General features: G+C 63.8%; 15 protein-coding genes. 11 read left to right on the top strand and 4 right to left on the bottom strand.

All coding sequences use genetic code 11. The features are described 5' to 3' along the window. The first annotated feature begins 76 nt into the window (after positions 1–76). The 3 genes from PQQ51_RS15885 to PQQ51_RS15875 all read left to right on the top strand — a co-directional run bounded on the left by PQQ51_RS15885 (position 77) and on the right by PQQ51_RS15875 (position 2,003). Positions 77–391: a DUF4148 domain-containing protein gene (locus PQQ51_RS15885; RefSeq protein ID WP_408497738.1), complete on the top strand. Its 315-nt coding sequence runs from the start codon at positions 77–79 to the stop codon at positions 389–391. Positions 392–468: 77 nt separating this feature from the next. Next, on the top strand, positions 469–1,509 hold the full coding sequence (locus PQQ51_RS15880) for an alpha/beta fold hydrolase (RefSeq protein WP_408497737.1): 1,041 nt from the start codon (positions 469–471) through the stop codon (positions 1,507–1,509). A 47-nt stretch (positions 1,510–1,556) separates the two neighbouring features. Then, the gene (locus tag PQQ51_RS15875; protein ID WP_408497736.1) at positions 1,557–2,003 is read left to right on the top strand and encodes an Ohr family peroxiredoxin; all 447 of its coding nucleotides are present in this window, start codon (positions 1,557–1,559) and stop codon (positions 2,001–2,003) included. Between the two features lie 15 nt (positions 2,004–2,018). On the opposite strand, the gene PQQ51_RS15870 is transcribed toward PQQ51_RS15875, so the two are convergent. After that, positions 2,019–2,603, bottom strand: coding sequence for a hypothetical protein (locus PQQ51_RS15870; RefSeq protein WP_408497735.1), 585 nt, complete (start codon positions 2,601–2,603; stop codon positions 2,019–2,021). A 538-nt stretch (positions 2,604–3,141) separates the two neighbouring features. Between PQQ51_RS15870 and PQQ51_RS15865 the strand changes: the two genes are divergently transcribed. Beyond that, entirely contained in the window at positions 3,142–3,777 is a 636-nt protein-coding gene (locus PQQ51_RS15865) for a LysR substrate-binding domain-containing protein (protein WP_408497849.1), read from the top strand. A 40-nt stretch (positions 3,778–3,817) separates the two neighbouring features. Here the strand turns inward: PQQ51_RS15865 and PQQ51_RS15860 are convergent, their stop codons facing one another. Continuing rightward, the gene (locus PQQ51_RS15860; RefSeq protein ID WP_408497734.1) at positions 3,818–4,831 is read right to left on the bottom strand and encodes a porin; all 1,014 of its coding nucleotides are present in this window, start codon (positions 4,829–4,831) and stop codon (positions 3,818–3,820) included. Between the two features lie 655 nt (positions 4,832–5,486). Here PQQ51_RS15860 and PQQ51_RS15855 point away from each other — a divergent pair. After that, complete coding sequence (locus tag PQQ51_RS15855) at positions 5,487–7,667, top strand: hypothetical protein (protein WP_408497733.1); 2,181 nt, start codon at positions 5,487–5,489, stop codon at positions 7,665–7,667. Between the two features lie 103 nt (positions 7,668–7,770). Here PQQ51_RS15855 and PQQ51_RS15850 read toward each other — a convergent pair whose 3' ends face one another. Then, positions 7,771–8,586: a DUF2182 domain-containing protein gene (locus PQQ51_RS15850; protein WP_408497732.1), complete on the bottom strand. Its 816-nt coding sequence runs from the start codon at positions 8,584–8,586 to the stop codon at positions 7,771–7,773. Between the two features lie 8 nt (positions 8,587–8,594). Further along, positions 8,595–9,359 carry a DUF899 domain-containing protein gene (locus PQQ51_RS15845; protein WP_408497848.1) on the bottom strand — a complete coding sequence of 255 codons (765 nt, stop codon included), beginning with the start codon at positions 9,357–9,359 and terminating at the stop codon, positions 8,595–8,597. A 131-nt stretch (positions 9,360–9,490) separates the two neighbouring features. On the opposite strand from PQQ51_RS15845, the gene PQQ51_RS15840 reads away from it, so the two are divergent. The 6 genes from PQQ51_RS15840 to PQQ51_RS15815 all read left to right on the top strand — a co-directional run bounded on the left by PQQ51_RS15840 (position 9,491) and on the right by PQQ51_RS15815 (position 16,054). Next, positions 9,491–10,711, top strand: a complete 1,221-nt coding sequence (locus tag PQQ51_RS15840) for a helix-turn-helix domain-containing protein (protein WP_408497731.1) — start codon at positions 9,491–9,493, stop codon at positions 10,709–10,711. 9 nt (positions 10,712–10,720) lie between these two features. Further along, positions 10,721–11,398 (top strand): Vgb family protein, encoded by a 678-nt coding sequence (locus PQQ51_RS15835; RefSeq protein WP_408497730.1) that lies wholly within the window; start codon positions 10,721–10,723, stop codon positions 11,396–11,398. Between the two features lie 185 nt (positions 11,399–11,583). Then, positions 11,584–12,384, top strand: coding sequence for a DUF3348 domain-containing protein (locus PQQ51_RS15830; RefSeq protein WP_408497847.1), 801 nt, complete (start codon positions 11,584–11,586; stop codon positions 12,382–12,384). Between the two features lie 10 nt (positions 12,385–12,394). Next, a complete protein-coding gene (locus PQQ51_RS15825; RefSeq protein ID WP_408497729.1) occupies positions 12,395–14,773 on the top strand; it encodes a DUF802 domain-containing protein in 2,379 nt (792 codons plus the stop codon). Continuing rightward, positions 14,770–15,417: an OmpA family protein gene (locus PQQ51_RS15820; protein WP_408497728.1), complete on the top strand. Its 648-nt coding sequence runs from the start codon at positions 14,770–14,772 to the stop codon at positions 15,415–15,417. The genes PQQ51_RS15825 and PQQ51_RS15820 overlap by 4 nt, the downstream gene beginning before the upstream one ends. Further along, entirely contained in the window at positions 15,410–16,054 is a 645-nt protein-coding gene (locus PQQ51_RS15815) for a DUF2894 domain-containing protein (protein WP_408497727.1), read from the top strand. The genes PQQ51_RS15820 and PQQ51_RS15815 overlap by 8 nt, the downstream gene beginning before the upstream one ends. Positions 16,055–16,155 lie beyond the last annotated feature (101 nt).

The raw sequence follows: 16,155 nt of genomic DNA, 5'->3' as shown, positions 1-16,155 counted from the left end.
CCACGCCAGACGGTCTGGCATCGCAAACGCCACCTGCATAAAGGCGTTTGCGCAAACTCTCTCTGAGGTGGAAATCATGAAACTCGTTCAATCGCTGATGGTCGCCGCTGCGCTCGCTCTGCCGGCTTTGTCGTTCGCACAATCCAATGCACCGCTTTCGCGAGCCGACGTGCGCGCGCAACTGATCGAACTGCAAAAGGCCGGGTACAAAGTCGGCACCGACGATCTGCACTACCCGCAGAACCTCGAAGCCGCCGAAGCGCGGCTGAACAACCGGAGCAACGCTTCCGCATCGTCGTATGGCTCGTCGAGCGCCGGCACGTCCGCATCGGGTTCACGCGCGGCCGCCACGGATGCATTCGGTCCGAACTCGATCTACGCCAAGCCCTGAGGCCGATCGGCGCTCATCGCAAGCGCGTAAGGATCGGTCGGCGTATCTGTGTAGTCAATCTTTAAGGAGAATCAACGATGTCGGATCAGATCAATCTTCGCCGTCGTCGTCTGCTCGGGACGACGGTTGCGGGTATCAGTTTGATGGAGTTGGGCCTGAGCGGACTCGCCAACGCGCAGTCGAACGGCGCGACGGCGAACGCAGCGGCCACGCATCCCACGTCGTTCGAGCATCTTCGCCAGGTCGACATCGGCACGCTCAGCATGGGCTACGCGGAAGCCGGCCCGCGCAACGGCCCGGTCGTGATCCTGCTGCACGGCTGGCCGTACGATATCTACAGCTTCGTCGAAGTCACGCCGTTGCTGGCTGCCGCCGGCTACCGGGTGATCGTGCCGTATCTGCGCGGTTACGGGACCACGCGCTTCCTCTCCGCGGACACGCCCCGCAACGGCCAGCAGGCGGTTGTCGCCGTCGACGTGATCGCGTTGATGGATGCGTTGAAGATCGACAAGGCGATCCTCGGCGGCTTCGACTGGGGCGCGCGCACGGTGAACATCATTGCGGCGTTGTGGCCGGAACGATGCAAGGCGATGGTGTCGGTGAGCGGTTATCTGATCGGCAGTCAGGAAGCGAACAAAAAGCCGCTGCCGCCGAAAGCCGAACTCGCGTGGTGGTACCAGTTCTATTTCGCAACGGAGCGTGGCTACGCCGGTTATGAAGCGAACCGTCACGACTTCAACAAGCTGATCTGGCGTCTCGCGTCGCCCAAATGGAATTTCGACGATGCGACCTTCGACCGTTCCGCCGAGTCGTTCAACAATCCTGACCATGTCGCGGTGGTGATTCACAACTACCGCTGGCGCCTCGGGCTCGCGCAGGGCGAACCGCAATACGACGCACTCGAAGCGCGTCTCGCCACCGCGCCTTCCATTCCGGTTCCGACGATCACGCTGGAAGGCGACGCGAATGGTGCGCCGCATCCGGAACCCGCGGCCTACGCGAAGAAGTTCACCGGCAAGTACCAGCACCGCAATATCGAAGGCGGCATCGGCCACAACTTGCCGCAGGAAGCGCCGAAGGCGTTCGCCGATGCGCTTGTCGACGTCGTTCGTCTTTGAGCGCACACGTATCACACGAACTCATATTTTCAGCAAAGGAATCCATCATGACCACGATCGAAAAAGTTATCTTCTCGGGCAATACTCACACCGTCGTCAACCATGAACCGGACGCTCAACGCGGCGAACACGGTGTGGTCGACATCAAGCTGTCCGCGCCTGGCGGCGAGCACTATTCGTTCATCGCCGTCGACGCGCATCCGAGCGCCGAGCAGTTGTTCGCGGGCGCATGGTCGGCGTGCTACATCGGCGCGCTCGGCATCGCGGCATCGCTGAAGAAGATAGAGTTACCGGTCGACGCTGCGGTCGATATTCAGGTCGACATCGGGCAGACCGGCTCCGCGTGGTTTCTCGGCGCGCACTTCACGGTTCGTTTGCCGGGACTCGCACAGCATGTTGCCGAAGCACTCGCGAATACGGCTCATCAGATCTGCCCGTATTCGAAGGCCGTGCATGGCAACATCGATGTCGAAATGAACGTCGTTGCGGCGTGATTCGAGCCACCCGCTTCACGGCGATGCCGGTTTCGCGCCGCTCGGGTCCGGCGGCGGCAGCGCCGGATCGAGTTTCGCGGACTCCTTCACCAGTTGCTCCGTCATCGCGGAAGCAACCGGGTTCGAGCCGGGACGGTAGGGATCGCTACGGCTCGCCTGGTAGGTGTCGGGCTGGCCAGGTTGCTCCACGACAACGCGACCCGGTAGCTCCGGCGGCGGCAACGACGGATCGAGTTTCGCGGACTCCTTCACGAGTTCGTCCGTCAACGCCTGCGCCACCGGATTCGAACTGTGGCGATACATGCCGTCACGCCGGTTTTCACCACGCGATGCGATGCGCGCTTTCACACCGGTAGACCCGTTGAAATCAGGCGGCGTTTCCGGCTTCGCCGGCAATTGCGCGGCCATGCTGGCCGGCGGCTCGGGTTGCGCGGTGACGGCCACGCTCCCCACCGTCACATGGCTATCGCCGAAGCGCGGATCGGTCGCGGCCATCACGGTGCCACGCGTCGCGCCGTCGGCGTCGTCCGAACGGCTACTCTTTTGCAGCAGCAGAAACGCGCCGAAAATCAGCTCGACGACGAGCACGGCAGCAATCACAGATGTGCGTACATTCCTCATATCAACCAACGGTTCGGTCAGGTATTGCGCTTGGATGGATGACGGCTGTCCGCTCGGAAAGCGTCGGACGGCGGATTCGCAGTTGTGAGCCTGCGATAGCGATGGGGGACGTTCTGCGCGACCCGCGCACGTTGACATTCCAGCGGCAATGGTCCGGCGAATCGGGCACCGGACGGCACTGGACATCGCTCGTATGCTAATGCGAAAAAATGGTCTGTGCCGTAGATCGCATCGCGCGAACGGAACGGTCGCGAAACTGCAACCAGGCTGTGTGCATGCGTGCCATCAAGGATGACAGCGGGAAGCGACGCGACATCCGGCTCGGGAGCGTGACTCTCCCGTCCGGCATCGTCGGATATTTGTCGGCAACGAACTAGAGGTCGCGTCGATCAGTACGCGCCTTCCACCAGATGGGTCGGTGCGCCATTCACATAATTCTCGGCGTGTAGCTCGCCATGCAGGACACCGGCTGTCGTCGCTGCCATAGGTTTCCAGTTCTTCGTCGGCGACGCGCGAGATCGGCCGCGCCGCGAAGAGCGACATCCTCACGATTCACTGCACGCCGAGTTTCGCGACGCAATGGCTGATGCCGCGTATCGCACGTTTCAGCGCCGCGCATCCGGATATCGACGTGCGCTTGAATGCGTCATCGGCGGCGGTGGATCTGATCTCGGAGGCGGTGGATATCGACATCCGCTACGGTCCGAGAAAACTGCAACCGGCCGGCACGATGGTGCTCGAACTGCCGCCCGAAACTATCGTGCCGCTGTGCTCGCCCGCGTTCCTCGAAGGCGAGCATCCGCTGCATAGCGTCGCGGATCTGCAGCACCATCCGCTGATTCATAGCGAAGGGTGCCTCGTAGGCTGGCGCGACTGGATGCGTCTTCATCGCAAGACGCGGCTCGATATCGGACGCGGCCCACGCTTCGACCGCTCGTTCATGGCGATCAGCGCGGCCGTGGATGGTCTCGGGGTCTGCCTCGAAAGCCTGCTGCTCGCGCAACGCGAACTGGAAACCGGCAGGCTGGTGGCGCCGTTCGGTCTCGACGGCTTACCGGTGCACGGCTATACGCTGAACCTGTTGAAGTCGCGCGCGGAGTTGCCGAAGCTGCATAGTTTTCAGGACTGGTTGTTCGCGGAACTCGCGAAGTGATGCATCAAATGTTGCCCGAAGCGAAATCGAAACGCGCGGGTTAGAACCGCTGCAGGAGTCCGAGCTGCATTCCCTTGACTGGTGCGCCGGGATACGCAACCGGCAAACCCGTCACGTTCACACCGCGTAGCGTGAAACTCGCCTGGTCGTGATTCGCGAGATACGCGGCGCTGAAGTAGAACATCAGCTTCGGCGACATGTCGTATTCGAGCGCGGCACTGAACTGATCGGCACTCGCGCCCGCGCCGGAATAATCCCGCACATGCGCATAACCCAGCGAGGCCCGCGCGCGCGGCGAAAACGCGTATTGCGCGGACAATGCGCCGCCTGCGCCGTGATAAAACGGGCTGCCGCCGTCGCCGTTGAAAAATGCGAGCCAGACGCGGAACCGGTCCACCGCATACGTCGCGCCGCCAAGATTCGCACGCAACGCGCCGGCGCCATGCGTTTGCTGACGCGCATATAAAACCTTGAACGACTCGATCCGATAGGCGGCGGTGACGAAGTAGCCGTCGATACCGCTGCCGTCGTTCTCCGACGCATCGCGCGTCGACATCATCACCGTCGCATCGAACCCACCGATCGACGGCGACAGATACGCAATCGCATTGTTCGCATACGGGGTGATCTTCGACAGATTGTTGAGTCCGGATGCGATCGTGCCCGCGCCGAATGCATCGAGATTGCCTTTGAACGGAATGTAGAGCGGCGAGTATTGACGGCCCACCCTCACTTCGCCCCACGTGCTGCGCGTGCCGATCCACGCCTGCCGGTTGAACAGCACGCCTGGGGTTTGCAACGTGCCGTCGGCACTGCTGAAGCCGTTTTCCAGCGTGAACACGAGGTACGTGTCGCCACTCAACTGTTCGCTGCCGCGCAGTCCGACACGCGAGCCGCGATACGCGCCCGAGTCGACGCGCGCGGCCCAGCCGGAACCGGGGTTGGTCACTTCGACACTGGTATCGAACACGCCGTAGAGCGACACGGTGTTGGTGCTGGCTTCGTCCGCCCATGCGCCATGCAGGCCGCCGAGCATTCCGGCACACAGGAACATTGGGCGGGTCCACCGGATGCGGCGCGTCACCGGAGCCCGTTCGTGCGAGGTTCGCGCCGCACCCGCCGCGCCGCCGACGACACCCTGCCGCGCACGGAGAAAGTGTGCGCGTGGAGGTGATGGGAAGGTAAAAGTCCGATGAGCATGCGGACAGTCTAAACGGACATTTCTCGCAGTGGCGCGATCGGTTTCGAGTTTGACGGGCTCTCACGCTTTCAACAGGGAGATACCTCACTTGCCATTTTCAATGAGATATGATCTCCTACGACTTACAGAATATTTCCGTAATCGAAATTGAAACAACGCGAAAGTCGTCGCGGGGTATTCCTTTGCCTGTCGATTCGTTGAAATAACCGTCCAGTAAAGCGTAAACCCGAATGGATGGATTTTAAGGCGCGACTCGACACTGAGTCGAATACACGCACCGCAGCAAATTTCGCGACTTTTGTTGTATGACAACTGATAAATAAACGATCAAAAGCTGTTTTACACCACGAGAAAACAAGCAAAAGCCGCAAACGTTTTCGAGTGAAAACCCATCGCCCCAGGTTCTAGTCGCCGGTTCGCCAAAGGAGGAGACAACCAGAAACAGAACGGCTTCAAAACAAATGATGCTTTCGACATCGATCAAATCCAAAATTCGGAGACAACACAGATGCTTTCGTCAAAAAGAACGACCCGTGCCTTCGTGCTCAGCACACTCGCGACTGCCCTTCTCGTCAGTGCATGCGGCGGCGGAGTCAGCGACCCGGCCGCGCCTACCCAACCGGTCGCGGACGACCCGTCCCACGGCGGCGCCGTTTCCCTCAACGGAATTGTTTATGGCGCGCCGGACACGAGTGTTCAGGCAGCAGCGGGCGTCCCCATCACGATGATGGGACAGATGAGAGCGCTGTTCGATCTCATCAAGAAATCCCCTGATTTCACGCAGGTGGTGATGGATCTCGGCGACGGCACCCCCGTCCACGTACTCGACACGAACACCGGCGACAAATTCCTGCCCGGCAAGCTGGCACTCGGCCTGTCGTGGATACTGATCGACATGAAAGCGAAGGGCGATCCGAAATACGCGGACTACCTCGCCACGTACCAGAAAATCACGACGGCGATGATGGCGCCGAACGGCGCCAATTACCTGTATGCCAACACGTCCTGGGGCGAGTACTACTACCTCGTCGCGCTGAATAACTTCAAGGCGCACGGAATGCTCAACGAAGTGTTCAGCGACGCGATGCTGACTACGTTGCAAAACCGTCTGACCTTCTGCGACATGTTCGGCCCCGACGCCAGCGGCAAAACGAATACGTGCCCGGCTGCCGGCGTGCCGATCGACGTCGCGTCGCTCAATACCGCGCAAAACTACTATGCGGTCTCGTACGGGATTGCCGGACTGCGTCAGAAGCTCGGCTGGAGCAACCTGAGTTTTTCGTCGACGACCGACCCCAAGGTTGCGTCGATGGGTGCGCGCGACGCGCTGCTGTACACGCTGACCAACCACATTCGCAACGACTCGTCGGGCGGCTTTTCCGACGAAGCGTCGAACACGCACACCACCTATTACGATCAGGCGCGCTTCGATCGCTACAGCACGTTGCTGATCGGCGAAGTGACCGAGCGGACCCTCGAGATGGGCAACGAAGCGAATTTGACGCCTGAATTGAAGGGGTATTTGCGCAAGTCGGTCGATCTGATCCTGCCGCAACTGAACGCCAACGGCCAGGGCTTCAATTACGGCCGCTCGATCGGCCCGTACGGCGATTCGGCATTCATGGAAGTGCTGACCGCAGCCGCCAATGCGGGCGTGTTGACGCCGCAGGAAATGCAGGTCGCCTATGCGTTCATCTACAAAGCGGCTTATCGCTTCGACACGTACTGGTACGACCCGACCTTGCCGACGCCGTCGGTGAACATGTGGGTGAAGGGTCGCGGCACCGATACGTATCGCGGCAAACCGCGCGTGATGGGCGAGAACTTCAGCCTGTTGCATCAGTACATGTATGTGAACGCATGGTGGAGCAAGCTCGGTTTCGGCGGCAAGGCGCCGATGTCCGACACCGATCTGCAGACTTACCTGAACGCAAAACCGCATTACACGCTCACCTGGTACAACCAGCCCGGCGATACGGCGCACCCATATAACGCGGCGCTGATCACCGTGCGCGACGGCAAGCGCGTGATCAACCTCAATCTGAGCCAGGCACCCGACTACAACTCGTTCACGCCGTACTATCCGGTGCCGTTCTCCGACAAGCTGATCTACGGCACGACGGATCTGGGCTACGCGTTGCTGATTCCGCAGGTCACCTATAACGGCAAAACCTACATTCCGGTCACGTACTACAAGAATCTGAATGTGCAGGAGAGCAATGGCCAGGTCGTGGTGTCGTTCGATACGGCCAAGTTCAGACAGGCCACGAAGAATGCGGCTTACACGACGGACCTCGATCTGCAGGTTCACACGGTGCTGACCTTCGCGAAAGGCACGATCTCGCGAACCGATACGCTGAGCTCCGCCACGCTCGCCGGCAACCTCGCGGTCGAGACGGACTTCACGTCGTTCGCCGATTTCGCCAACACCAAGGCAAACGGCGACGGTGTGTCGGTCAGCTATGCGAACAGCAGCGCGAGCAGCAGTGCGACGGGTTACGGCACGACGGGCTTCGACAACTGCGCGCTGTCTAACTTCGAGATGGCGGGCGGCGTCACCAATCCGTTGTCGACAACGCCGATCGGGCAACTGCACTCGAATTTCGCTTGCACGACGCTGCCGTTCGCGTTGACGGGCGGAGCGAATCGCACGTTCAGCTGGACGTTGAAGTACGCCGACGCGAGTTAATCACGCGGATGAACATGCCGGCCTTCTATTCGACGAGGGCCGGCATGCGGATATCAGCCGCGTGGTTGGTTTTCGTTTCGATAAGCCGTGTCCGCAACGAAGCTTACAACGCTCGCACGAGCATCAACATGGCCGCCGCGATCGCTATACCGCCGATCGCTCGAGCAACCCGCTCGCCGTGCGGCAGAAGACGCTCGGCAGTAATCGCGGCGGTCACCGCGCCCATGATCCGCAAGTCCATCACGCCGGTGACGAGCAGAATCGTCGTCAATCCAGCGCAGCAGTAGCAGCAATGCAGCCCGAGTTGCACGCCGTGTCGCCAGGCCGCTGCCGACGTCGGCAGCATGTGGTCGCCACACATCGGCGATGCACGGCAGCATGCGAGCCGCCGCGCCTTCCACGCAGTGAACTGCAACACGCCACACACTACGACGACCACGCCGACCGCAAACGGAACCTCACGCGCCAACGCGGCCATCCGCATTTCCATCGACGCCAGCGCGGCGCCCAGCGGAAAGGCGAGCACACCGAACGCCGTCCACACAGCGAAGTAACCTGCACCCACGATCACGGTGAGCCACGCAACACGCGACTCGCCCGCCGCGCTTACGGCCTTGCGATAACGCCACAGCATCGGCATCAACGACGGCAGCATCATCGCCACCGTCATCACGACCCACATGCCGACGAACGACGCCGCGACGTCACGCCACGTCTGTCCGCACATCCGCAGCCACGCCATCGACATGGTCCAGCCGCCGGGCATCGGCATGCCGCTCATCGTCGACATCGACGTGCAACATAAGACCGTCGCCGCGACGCCGGTCACGAACAGCAGACCCGATACGCCGACGAAACTGCGCTGCGAAGCCCCGCGCCGCGAAGCCATCCGTTCGCCGATTGCGCTAACGCCGCTCATGATCCGCCTCAGCGCCGTTCGTATTCGTCGTGACGCTTCCACCAGACACCCGTCTCGTTGCGCCCTTTCGGCGCGCGGTCGAGCCATTGATACATGCCCCAGATGCCATCCACGCCGCGCGCGTAAGTGGAATACGCGTGATAAACCACGCCGTCTTCCAGCACGAACGTGCTCAGGCCCGGCCGGTCGCGCGAGTACGTTGCCGGATCGGTGCCGCAGGTGTCCGCGAACTGCGCGACGGGTTCGGGCACCTCCGCCGCGTCCATCGCGTGGCCGCCGCGCTCGTAGTTGTATTCGATGCTGCCTTCGCGCTGCTGCGCTTCGGTGAACGAGATGTTGAAGTCGAAGTTGAAATCGCTGCCGTTCGACGAAGCCCACGGAAACGTCCAGCCCATCCGCCGCTTGTAGTCCTGCAACTTCGGCAGCGGCGCGCGCGAGATCGCCATCAGCGTAACATCGTGATTCGCCAGATGAATCGCGAGTCCGTCGAAGCCGTCTGCGATCGACGAGCACGACGGGCAGCCCGCCTTGTAGTCCGGCCCGAACATGAAGTGATACACGAGAAGCTGCGAACGTCCTTTGAAAAGCTCGGCGAGCGACGCGCGGCCCTCGTCGGTCTCGAAGCGGTACGACTTGTCGATCCGCACCCACGGCAATGCTTGCCGTTGCGCCACCAGTTCGTCGCTCCGACGCGTGAGCGCCTTCTCCGCTTTCAGCAGATCGAGCCGCGCCGTCAGCCATTCTTCGCGCGTGCCGGTTTTGTGTGTCGTCATCATGATCGCTCCTTAGGTGTCCTTCGCCGTCTGCTGGTTTGTCAGGACGACGTTGGGGTTGTCGGTCGTGATAGATTAGTTCCGGACCTCGAACGGTGGGAGTGACAAGTGTGGCGGGATTCGAAACGGCCATGGACGCGCTAGTCACAGCGGCTGCCCGCGCGCTCGCCCAAGGCGATCCGCTCGGCGCGCTGAAGCGGGTCGCACTGCGCGACGACGCTTCCTCGCTCGCGCTGCGCGGCATCGCGATGGCCCAGCTCGGCGACTTCGTGCGCGCGCGGGCGCTGATGCGCGACGCGGCGCACGCGTTCGGTCCGCGCGACGCGGCGGCTCGCGCCCGTTGCCTCGTCGCCGAAGCCGAAATCGCGCTCGCCTCGCGCGACCTCGCGTGGCCGCCCACCACCCTCGACGCCGCGCGTGCGACGCTCGAAGCACACGGCGACCGCGTGAATGCCGCGCATGCAAGCTACCTCGAAATACGCCGTCTGCTTCTGCTCGGCCGCCTCGACGACGCCGAACGCAAGCTCGCCGCACTCGACCCGATGCGCGTGCCGCCCGCGCTGCGAGCCGCGCATGAACTGATCGTCGCGGGGATCGCGCTGCGGCGTTTGCAAACCGGTCTCGCCCGCACCGCGCTCGCGCAGGCCGGCCGCGCCGCGCGTCAGGCCGGCATTCCCGCCTTGATCGCCGAAGTTGAAAGCGCGGCGCGTCTGCTCGAAACGCCTGCGGCGCGCCTGATCGAGCGTGGGCACGAACGCCCGCTTCTGCTCGAAGACGTCGAGGCATTGCTGCGCTCGACAACGCTGGTCGTGGATGCATGCCGCTATGTCGTGCGCAATGCGGACACCGTGATTGCGCTTGCGAGCCGCCCGGTGCTGTTCACACTCGCTCGAACGCTTGCCGAGGCATGGCCGCACGATGTGTCGCGCGACACACTCGTCGCACGTGCATTCCGGGCCAGACATGCCGACGAATCGCATCGCGCGCGTTTGCGCGTCGAAATCGGCCGGCTGCGCGCGATGCTCGGCACACTCGCCGAAGTCAGCGCGACGCGGAGCGGCTTCGTACTGGCGGCACGCGAAGGGCTACACGTGGTGGTGCTGGCGCAGCCGGTCGAAGACAAACACGCAGCGCTGCTCGCGTTTCTCGCCGACGGTGAATCGTGGTCGAGTTCGGCGCTCGCACTCGTGCTCGGCGCGAGCCAGCGCACCGTGCAGCGCGCGCTCGACGCACTGGCCGCCGCGGACAAAGTGCAATCCTTCGGCCGCGGCCGCGCGCGCCGCTGGATGACGCCACCGATGCCCGGATTCGCGACGACTTTGTTACTCCCCGCTGTCTTGCCTCGCGATTAGGATCGCACCATGAAACGATCAGCCGCCAACATCCTCCGTGAATATGGGCCTTTTCCAGGTATCGCCAGCGTGCATGGCGTCACCTACGACGGCCAGCAAGTGTGGTTCGCCACGGGCGACAAACTGAACGCACTCGACCCGGCAAGCGGCAAGATGCTGCGCTCGATCGACGCCGCGTCGCACGCGGGCACCGCCTTCGATGGGCAGTACCTGTACCAGATTGCCGGCGATCGCATCGACAAGATCGATCCGGCCAGCGGCGACGTGCTCGCGACGATCCGCGCCCCCGGCGGCGCAGGCGGCGACTCGGGCATGGCATGGGCCGAAGGGACGTTATGGGTCGGTCAATATCGCGAGCGCAAGATTCATCAGATCGATCCGCAGACCGGGGCGATCCTTCGCACGATCGAATCGAACCGCTTCGTGACCGGCGTGACATGGGTCGACGGCGAACTGTGGCACGGCACCTGGGAAGACGACGCCAGCGAGTTGCGGCACATCGATCCGCAAACGGGCGACGTGATCGAAAGTGTCGAGATGCCGGCAGGTGTCGGCGTGTCGGGACTCGAGTCCGATGGCGGCGAGCAGTTCTTCTGCGGCGGCGGCGCCAGCGGCACGTTGCGCGCGGTGCAGCGGCCGGCGCACAGCAGCGGATCGGACGTTACGGCGGACTCGGCCAGCGAGTAACCCTCGCACTAGCAAAGCAGCAACCCGCCACCGCCTGAATCCAACCGCTTACCCTCGCCGCGTCTTCTTCAACCCAATCGTCTCGAACACCTCGAAATAACGCCTGTGCACGCCGTCCCGATCGGCAATCCGACGGCCCCCGGTCCGCCGACGTGTAAACTGCTGACTTTTTCGAATCTGGTGGTATCGTGCAAGCCCCCCAGCGCACAGCTCTCAGCGGCCCGGCGCTCATACGCATACTGGCTCGCCTGACGGATAACGACGCGACCGAATCCAGCCAATCGCTGTCGGACCGGCTCAGCCAGTGGCTTGGCTGGACCGACGCGATTGCGTTGTCCACGGTGCTGAGCGGCGCGCCGCCGGCCGTCGCCGCCTCCGGCGCACGCGCATTCGGCCCGGAGCAGGAAAGCGAGTGCGCCCGCGTGCGTACCACGCTGGTGAATGCGATTGCCGGGGACAGCGTGCTCGGCGCCGCGAAACGGCGCCCAGGCGCGCGCGTGGCGCCGCATGCAAACGTGGCCGCCGCGCCGGCGGATGCGCCGGTCGATTATGCGGTGTTCCGTCAGCGCTACACCGCGCTCCAGCAGTCGATGGAAACCGCGATCGGCAACCTGCGCGGCCGTCTGCGCGGCATGTTGGCGACGAAGACGCCCGGCATGGCCCGGCTCGCGGTGGTGGACGCCGTGATGGAGCGCGCGCTGGCACCACGCGAGCAAAGCCTGCTGGCAGCCCTGCCTGGCCTGCTCGCGCCGCACTTCGAGCGGCTGCGCGATGCCGAACAGGCGTCGCTCGCGGCCTATGAAGCCAGCGCAGATGCGGAAGCCCCGGCAGACGCACCGGACACGGCCGCGAAAAGCGCCGCCGCGCCGACACCCGGCGCGTGGCTGGACGCGTTTCGCAGGGATATGCAGAGCGTGTTGCTCGCCGAACTGGATGTTCGCTTACAACCGGTCGAAGGGTTGCTTGCCGCCCTTCGCACCAGCTAATTGAGACGTTATGTCCAAGCATTTGACGAATTGGGTTGTTTTTGTTGTAGGTCTGGCCGCTGCGGGCTGGATTGCTGTCGGTTATATCGGCTCGAATACGTTGGCGCTGGCCGTCACGCTGTTGATCGGCGTCTGCTATCTCGCCGGCGCGTTCGAATTGAAACGCTATAGCGAGGCCACCGCCACGCTCACGCATGCCGTCACGGAGCTGCCCGGCCCGCCGCCGAGCCTCGGCGCGTGGCTCGATCGCCTGCATCCGAGTCTGCGCAATGCGGTGCGTTTGCGCGTCGAAGGCGAGCGCGTCGCGTTGCCGGGACCGGCGCTCACGCCGTACCTGGTCGGCTTGCTGGTGCTGCTGGGCATGCTCGGCACGCTCCTCGGGATGGTGGCGACGCTGCGCGGCACCGGCATCGCGCTGGAAAGCGCGACCGATCTGCAGGCGATCCGCGCTTCGCTGGCCGCGCCGGTCAAGGGCCTGGGTTTTGCGTTCGGCACGTCGATCGCCGGTGTGGCCACGTCCGCGATGCTCGGGTTGTTGTCCGCGCTGTGCCGGCGCGAGCGGATCGACGCAGCGCAACTGCTCGACGTGAAGATCGCGACGACGTTGCGCATCTACTCGCAATCGCATCAGCGCGAAGAAAGCTTCCGGCTCCTGCAACGGCAGGCCGACGCGATGCCCGTGCTGGTCGATCGTCTGCAGGGCATGATGGCCGCCATCGAACAACAGAGCCTCGCGCTGAACGAACGGCAGATCGCGAGTCAGGAGGCTTTTCATGGCAAGGCAGAGGCGGCCTATACGCGGCTCGCGACGTCGGTTGCGCAGTCGTTGAAGGACAGCGTCGCCGAAAGCACGCGCACCGCCGCGGAAGGCGCCCGCACCGCCAGCGCGACCCTGCAGCCGGTGATGGAAGCCACGATGGCCGGGCTGGCCCGCGAGAGCGCCGCGTTGCACGACACGGTCACGCAGGCCGTGCAAAAGCAACTCGACGGGTTGTCGAACGGATTCACCGCGGCCACGACGAACGTCGCCGAAATCTGGAATCAGGCGCTGGCCGGACAGCAACGCGCAAGCGAAGCGCATGCCGACCATCTGCGCGGTTCGCTCGAACGATTCACCGAGAGTTTCGAACAGCGTTCGACCAGTCTGCTCGACGGCGTCTCCACGCGTCTCGAAGCGACCGCGGGCAATCTGACGCAAGCATGGAACGACGCCTTGTCGCGTCAGCAGAGCGTCGGCGAGACGCTCGCGGCTCATAACGAGCAAGCGCTTTGCGCCGCCGCCGCGACGTTCGAAGGACATGCTGCTGCGCTATTGAGCACCGTCGGTCAGTCGCATGCGAACCTGCAGACGGAACTTGCCGCGCGCGACGAGCAACGTCTAGCCGCGTGGAGCGACACGCTGGGCTCAGTCACCGCCGCGTTGGGCCGGCAGTGGGAGGAATTCGGCACCCGCACCGCGAACCGTCAGCAGGAAATCTCCGACATGCTCGCGCAAACCGCGCGCGATATCTCCGCGCAAACACAGGCGCACGCCAGCAGCACGGTCGCCGAAATCGACCGCCTCGTGCAAGCCGCCGCCGAAGCGCCGAAGGCTGCGGCGAGCCTGCAAGCCGAACTCGCGGAACGCGACCAGCAACGCCTTGCCGCATGGACCGAAGCCCTCGGCTCGATGGCCACGACGCTGAGCAAGGAATGGGAGCAAGCCGGCACCCGCACCGCGAACCGTCAGCAGGAAATCTGCGACACGCTCGCCCAAACCGCGCGCGACATCTCGGCGCAAACGCAGGCGCACGCCGGCGCGACGATCGCCGAAATCTCGCGGCTCGTGCAGGCCGCGTCGGAGGCGCCCAAGGCCGCGGCCGAAGTGGTCGCCGAATTGCGTCAGAAGCTCTCCGACAGCATGGTCCGCGACACCGCGATGCTGGAAGAGCGCAGCCGTCTGCTGGCCACGCTGGAAACACTGCTCGACGCCGTCAACCATGCATCGACCGAACAGCGCACGGCGGTCGACGCGCTCGTGTCGACGTCCGCAGATCTGCTCGAACGCGTAGGCGCCGGCTTCACGGCCAAGGTCGAACTCGAAACCGGCAAGCTCGGCGCCGTGGCGGCGCAGGTGACCGGCAGCGCGGTCGAAGTGGCGAGCCTCGGCGAGGCGTTCGGCATCGCCGTGCAATCGTTCGGCGAATCGAACGACAAACTCGCGGCGCACCTGCAACGCATTGAAGGCGCGCTGGACAAGTCCCTCACCCGCAGCGACGAACAGATGGCGTACTACGTCGCGCAGGCTCGCGAAGTGATCGACCTGAGCATGATGTCGCAGAAGCAGATCGTCGAAGACCTGCAACAGCTCGCCGACCGGCGCGCGTCCGCCGGAGCGGATGCGGCATGAGCGAGGACATCGACGGCGGCGTGGAAACAGTCGCGCCGATATGGCCTGTGTTCGGCGATCTGATGTCGGTGCTGCTCGGGGCTTTCGTGCTGATCCTGGTGGGCGTGATCGGCGTGCAGATGGAACTGTCGACGCGGCTCGAACAGGAGGTCAAGCAGCGGCAGATGGAAGCGCAACGCCGCAAGACGCTCGAACAGGCGCTGGCGGGACCGCTCGCGGCCGGACGCGTGACGCTGGTGAACGGCCGCATCGGTATCAGCGGCAACGTGTTGTTCGCGCTGAATTCCGACCAATTGCAGCCCGAGGGCCGCGACGTGCTGAAGAGCCTCGCCGGTCCGCTGTCCGCCTATCTGCACGCACGCGACGAAATCCTGATGGTGAGCGGCTTTACCGACGACCGCCAGGTGCGCGAAGCCAACCGTCGCTTTGCGGATAACTGGGAGCTGTCCGCCCAACGCGCATTGACCGTGACGCGCACGTTGATCGACGACGGCGTGCCCGCCGGCTCGCTATTCGCCGCGGCGTTCGGCTCGCAGCAGCCGGTGAGTTCGAATGCCGACGACCAGGGTCGCGCGAAAAACCGGCGCGTGGAAATCGCGCCGATTCCGCGGCCGTCGAATGCAGCGGTGAAGCCTCGTGAATAGCGGTGAGACAAGCGGTGAGGATCGCGTGACGGACGCCGCCGCGCTCACCACGGCAGCGCGGGCGACGCTCGAAGCATGGCGCGAGCGCGGCGCCGATCGGCTGAATCCGGTCCGCTTCCATTTCATCGACGCGATGGAGCGACGCACGGCCGCTCACGAAGGCGAAGCGCGCCGCCTGCTGGACGCGAAGCTGGATGCATTGCTCACGGCCTATGCCAACGACCTGGAACGCGCGGCCGACACTCACCACGCGCCAACGTCCACCGAGCCCACCGACAGCGCGCTCGCCGGCCTGATCGACTACATCGCCAGCCAAACCACCGCGCCCTCCGCGTACCCGGAAATGGCGCTGCTCGAATACTTCCGCGAAATCTCGTCGAAGGTCCGCATCGAGCGACAGTTCCGCCAATCGCTGGAGCAGGTGCCCGGCAACGCGGGTCCGCTGAACTCCAACAGCCTCGTGCATCGCGCGTTGTCGCTGATGCGCGAGTCGTCGCCCGACTATTTGCAGCAGTTCTTGTCCTACGTCGACACCTTGTCGTGGCTGGAACAGATGAACGGCGGCGGCGCCGTCGCGGGCAAGGACGCGCCGCGCACAGCGGGCGCAAAAAAGAGCAGTCGCGGCAAAGCGCGCTAGCGTCGGCGTTCCGGCCAGCACCGCGCACGGCCTCTTTTTACCGATCTGATCGTCACCGAACAGACTGAGCGAATCCGCCGTAGGATGGTGGTATCTCGGCC

Source organism: Paraburkholderia xenovorans (assembly GCF_046030735.1).
Taxonomy (GTDB): domain Bacteria; phylum Pseudomonadota; class Gammaproteobacteria; order Burkholderiales; family Burkholderiaceae; genus Paraburkholderia; species Paraburkholderia xenovorans_A.
This window is presented reverse-complemented; position numbering and strand designations above follow the sequence as displayed.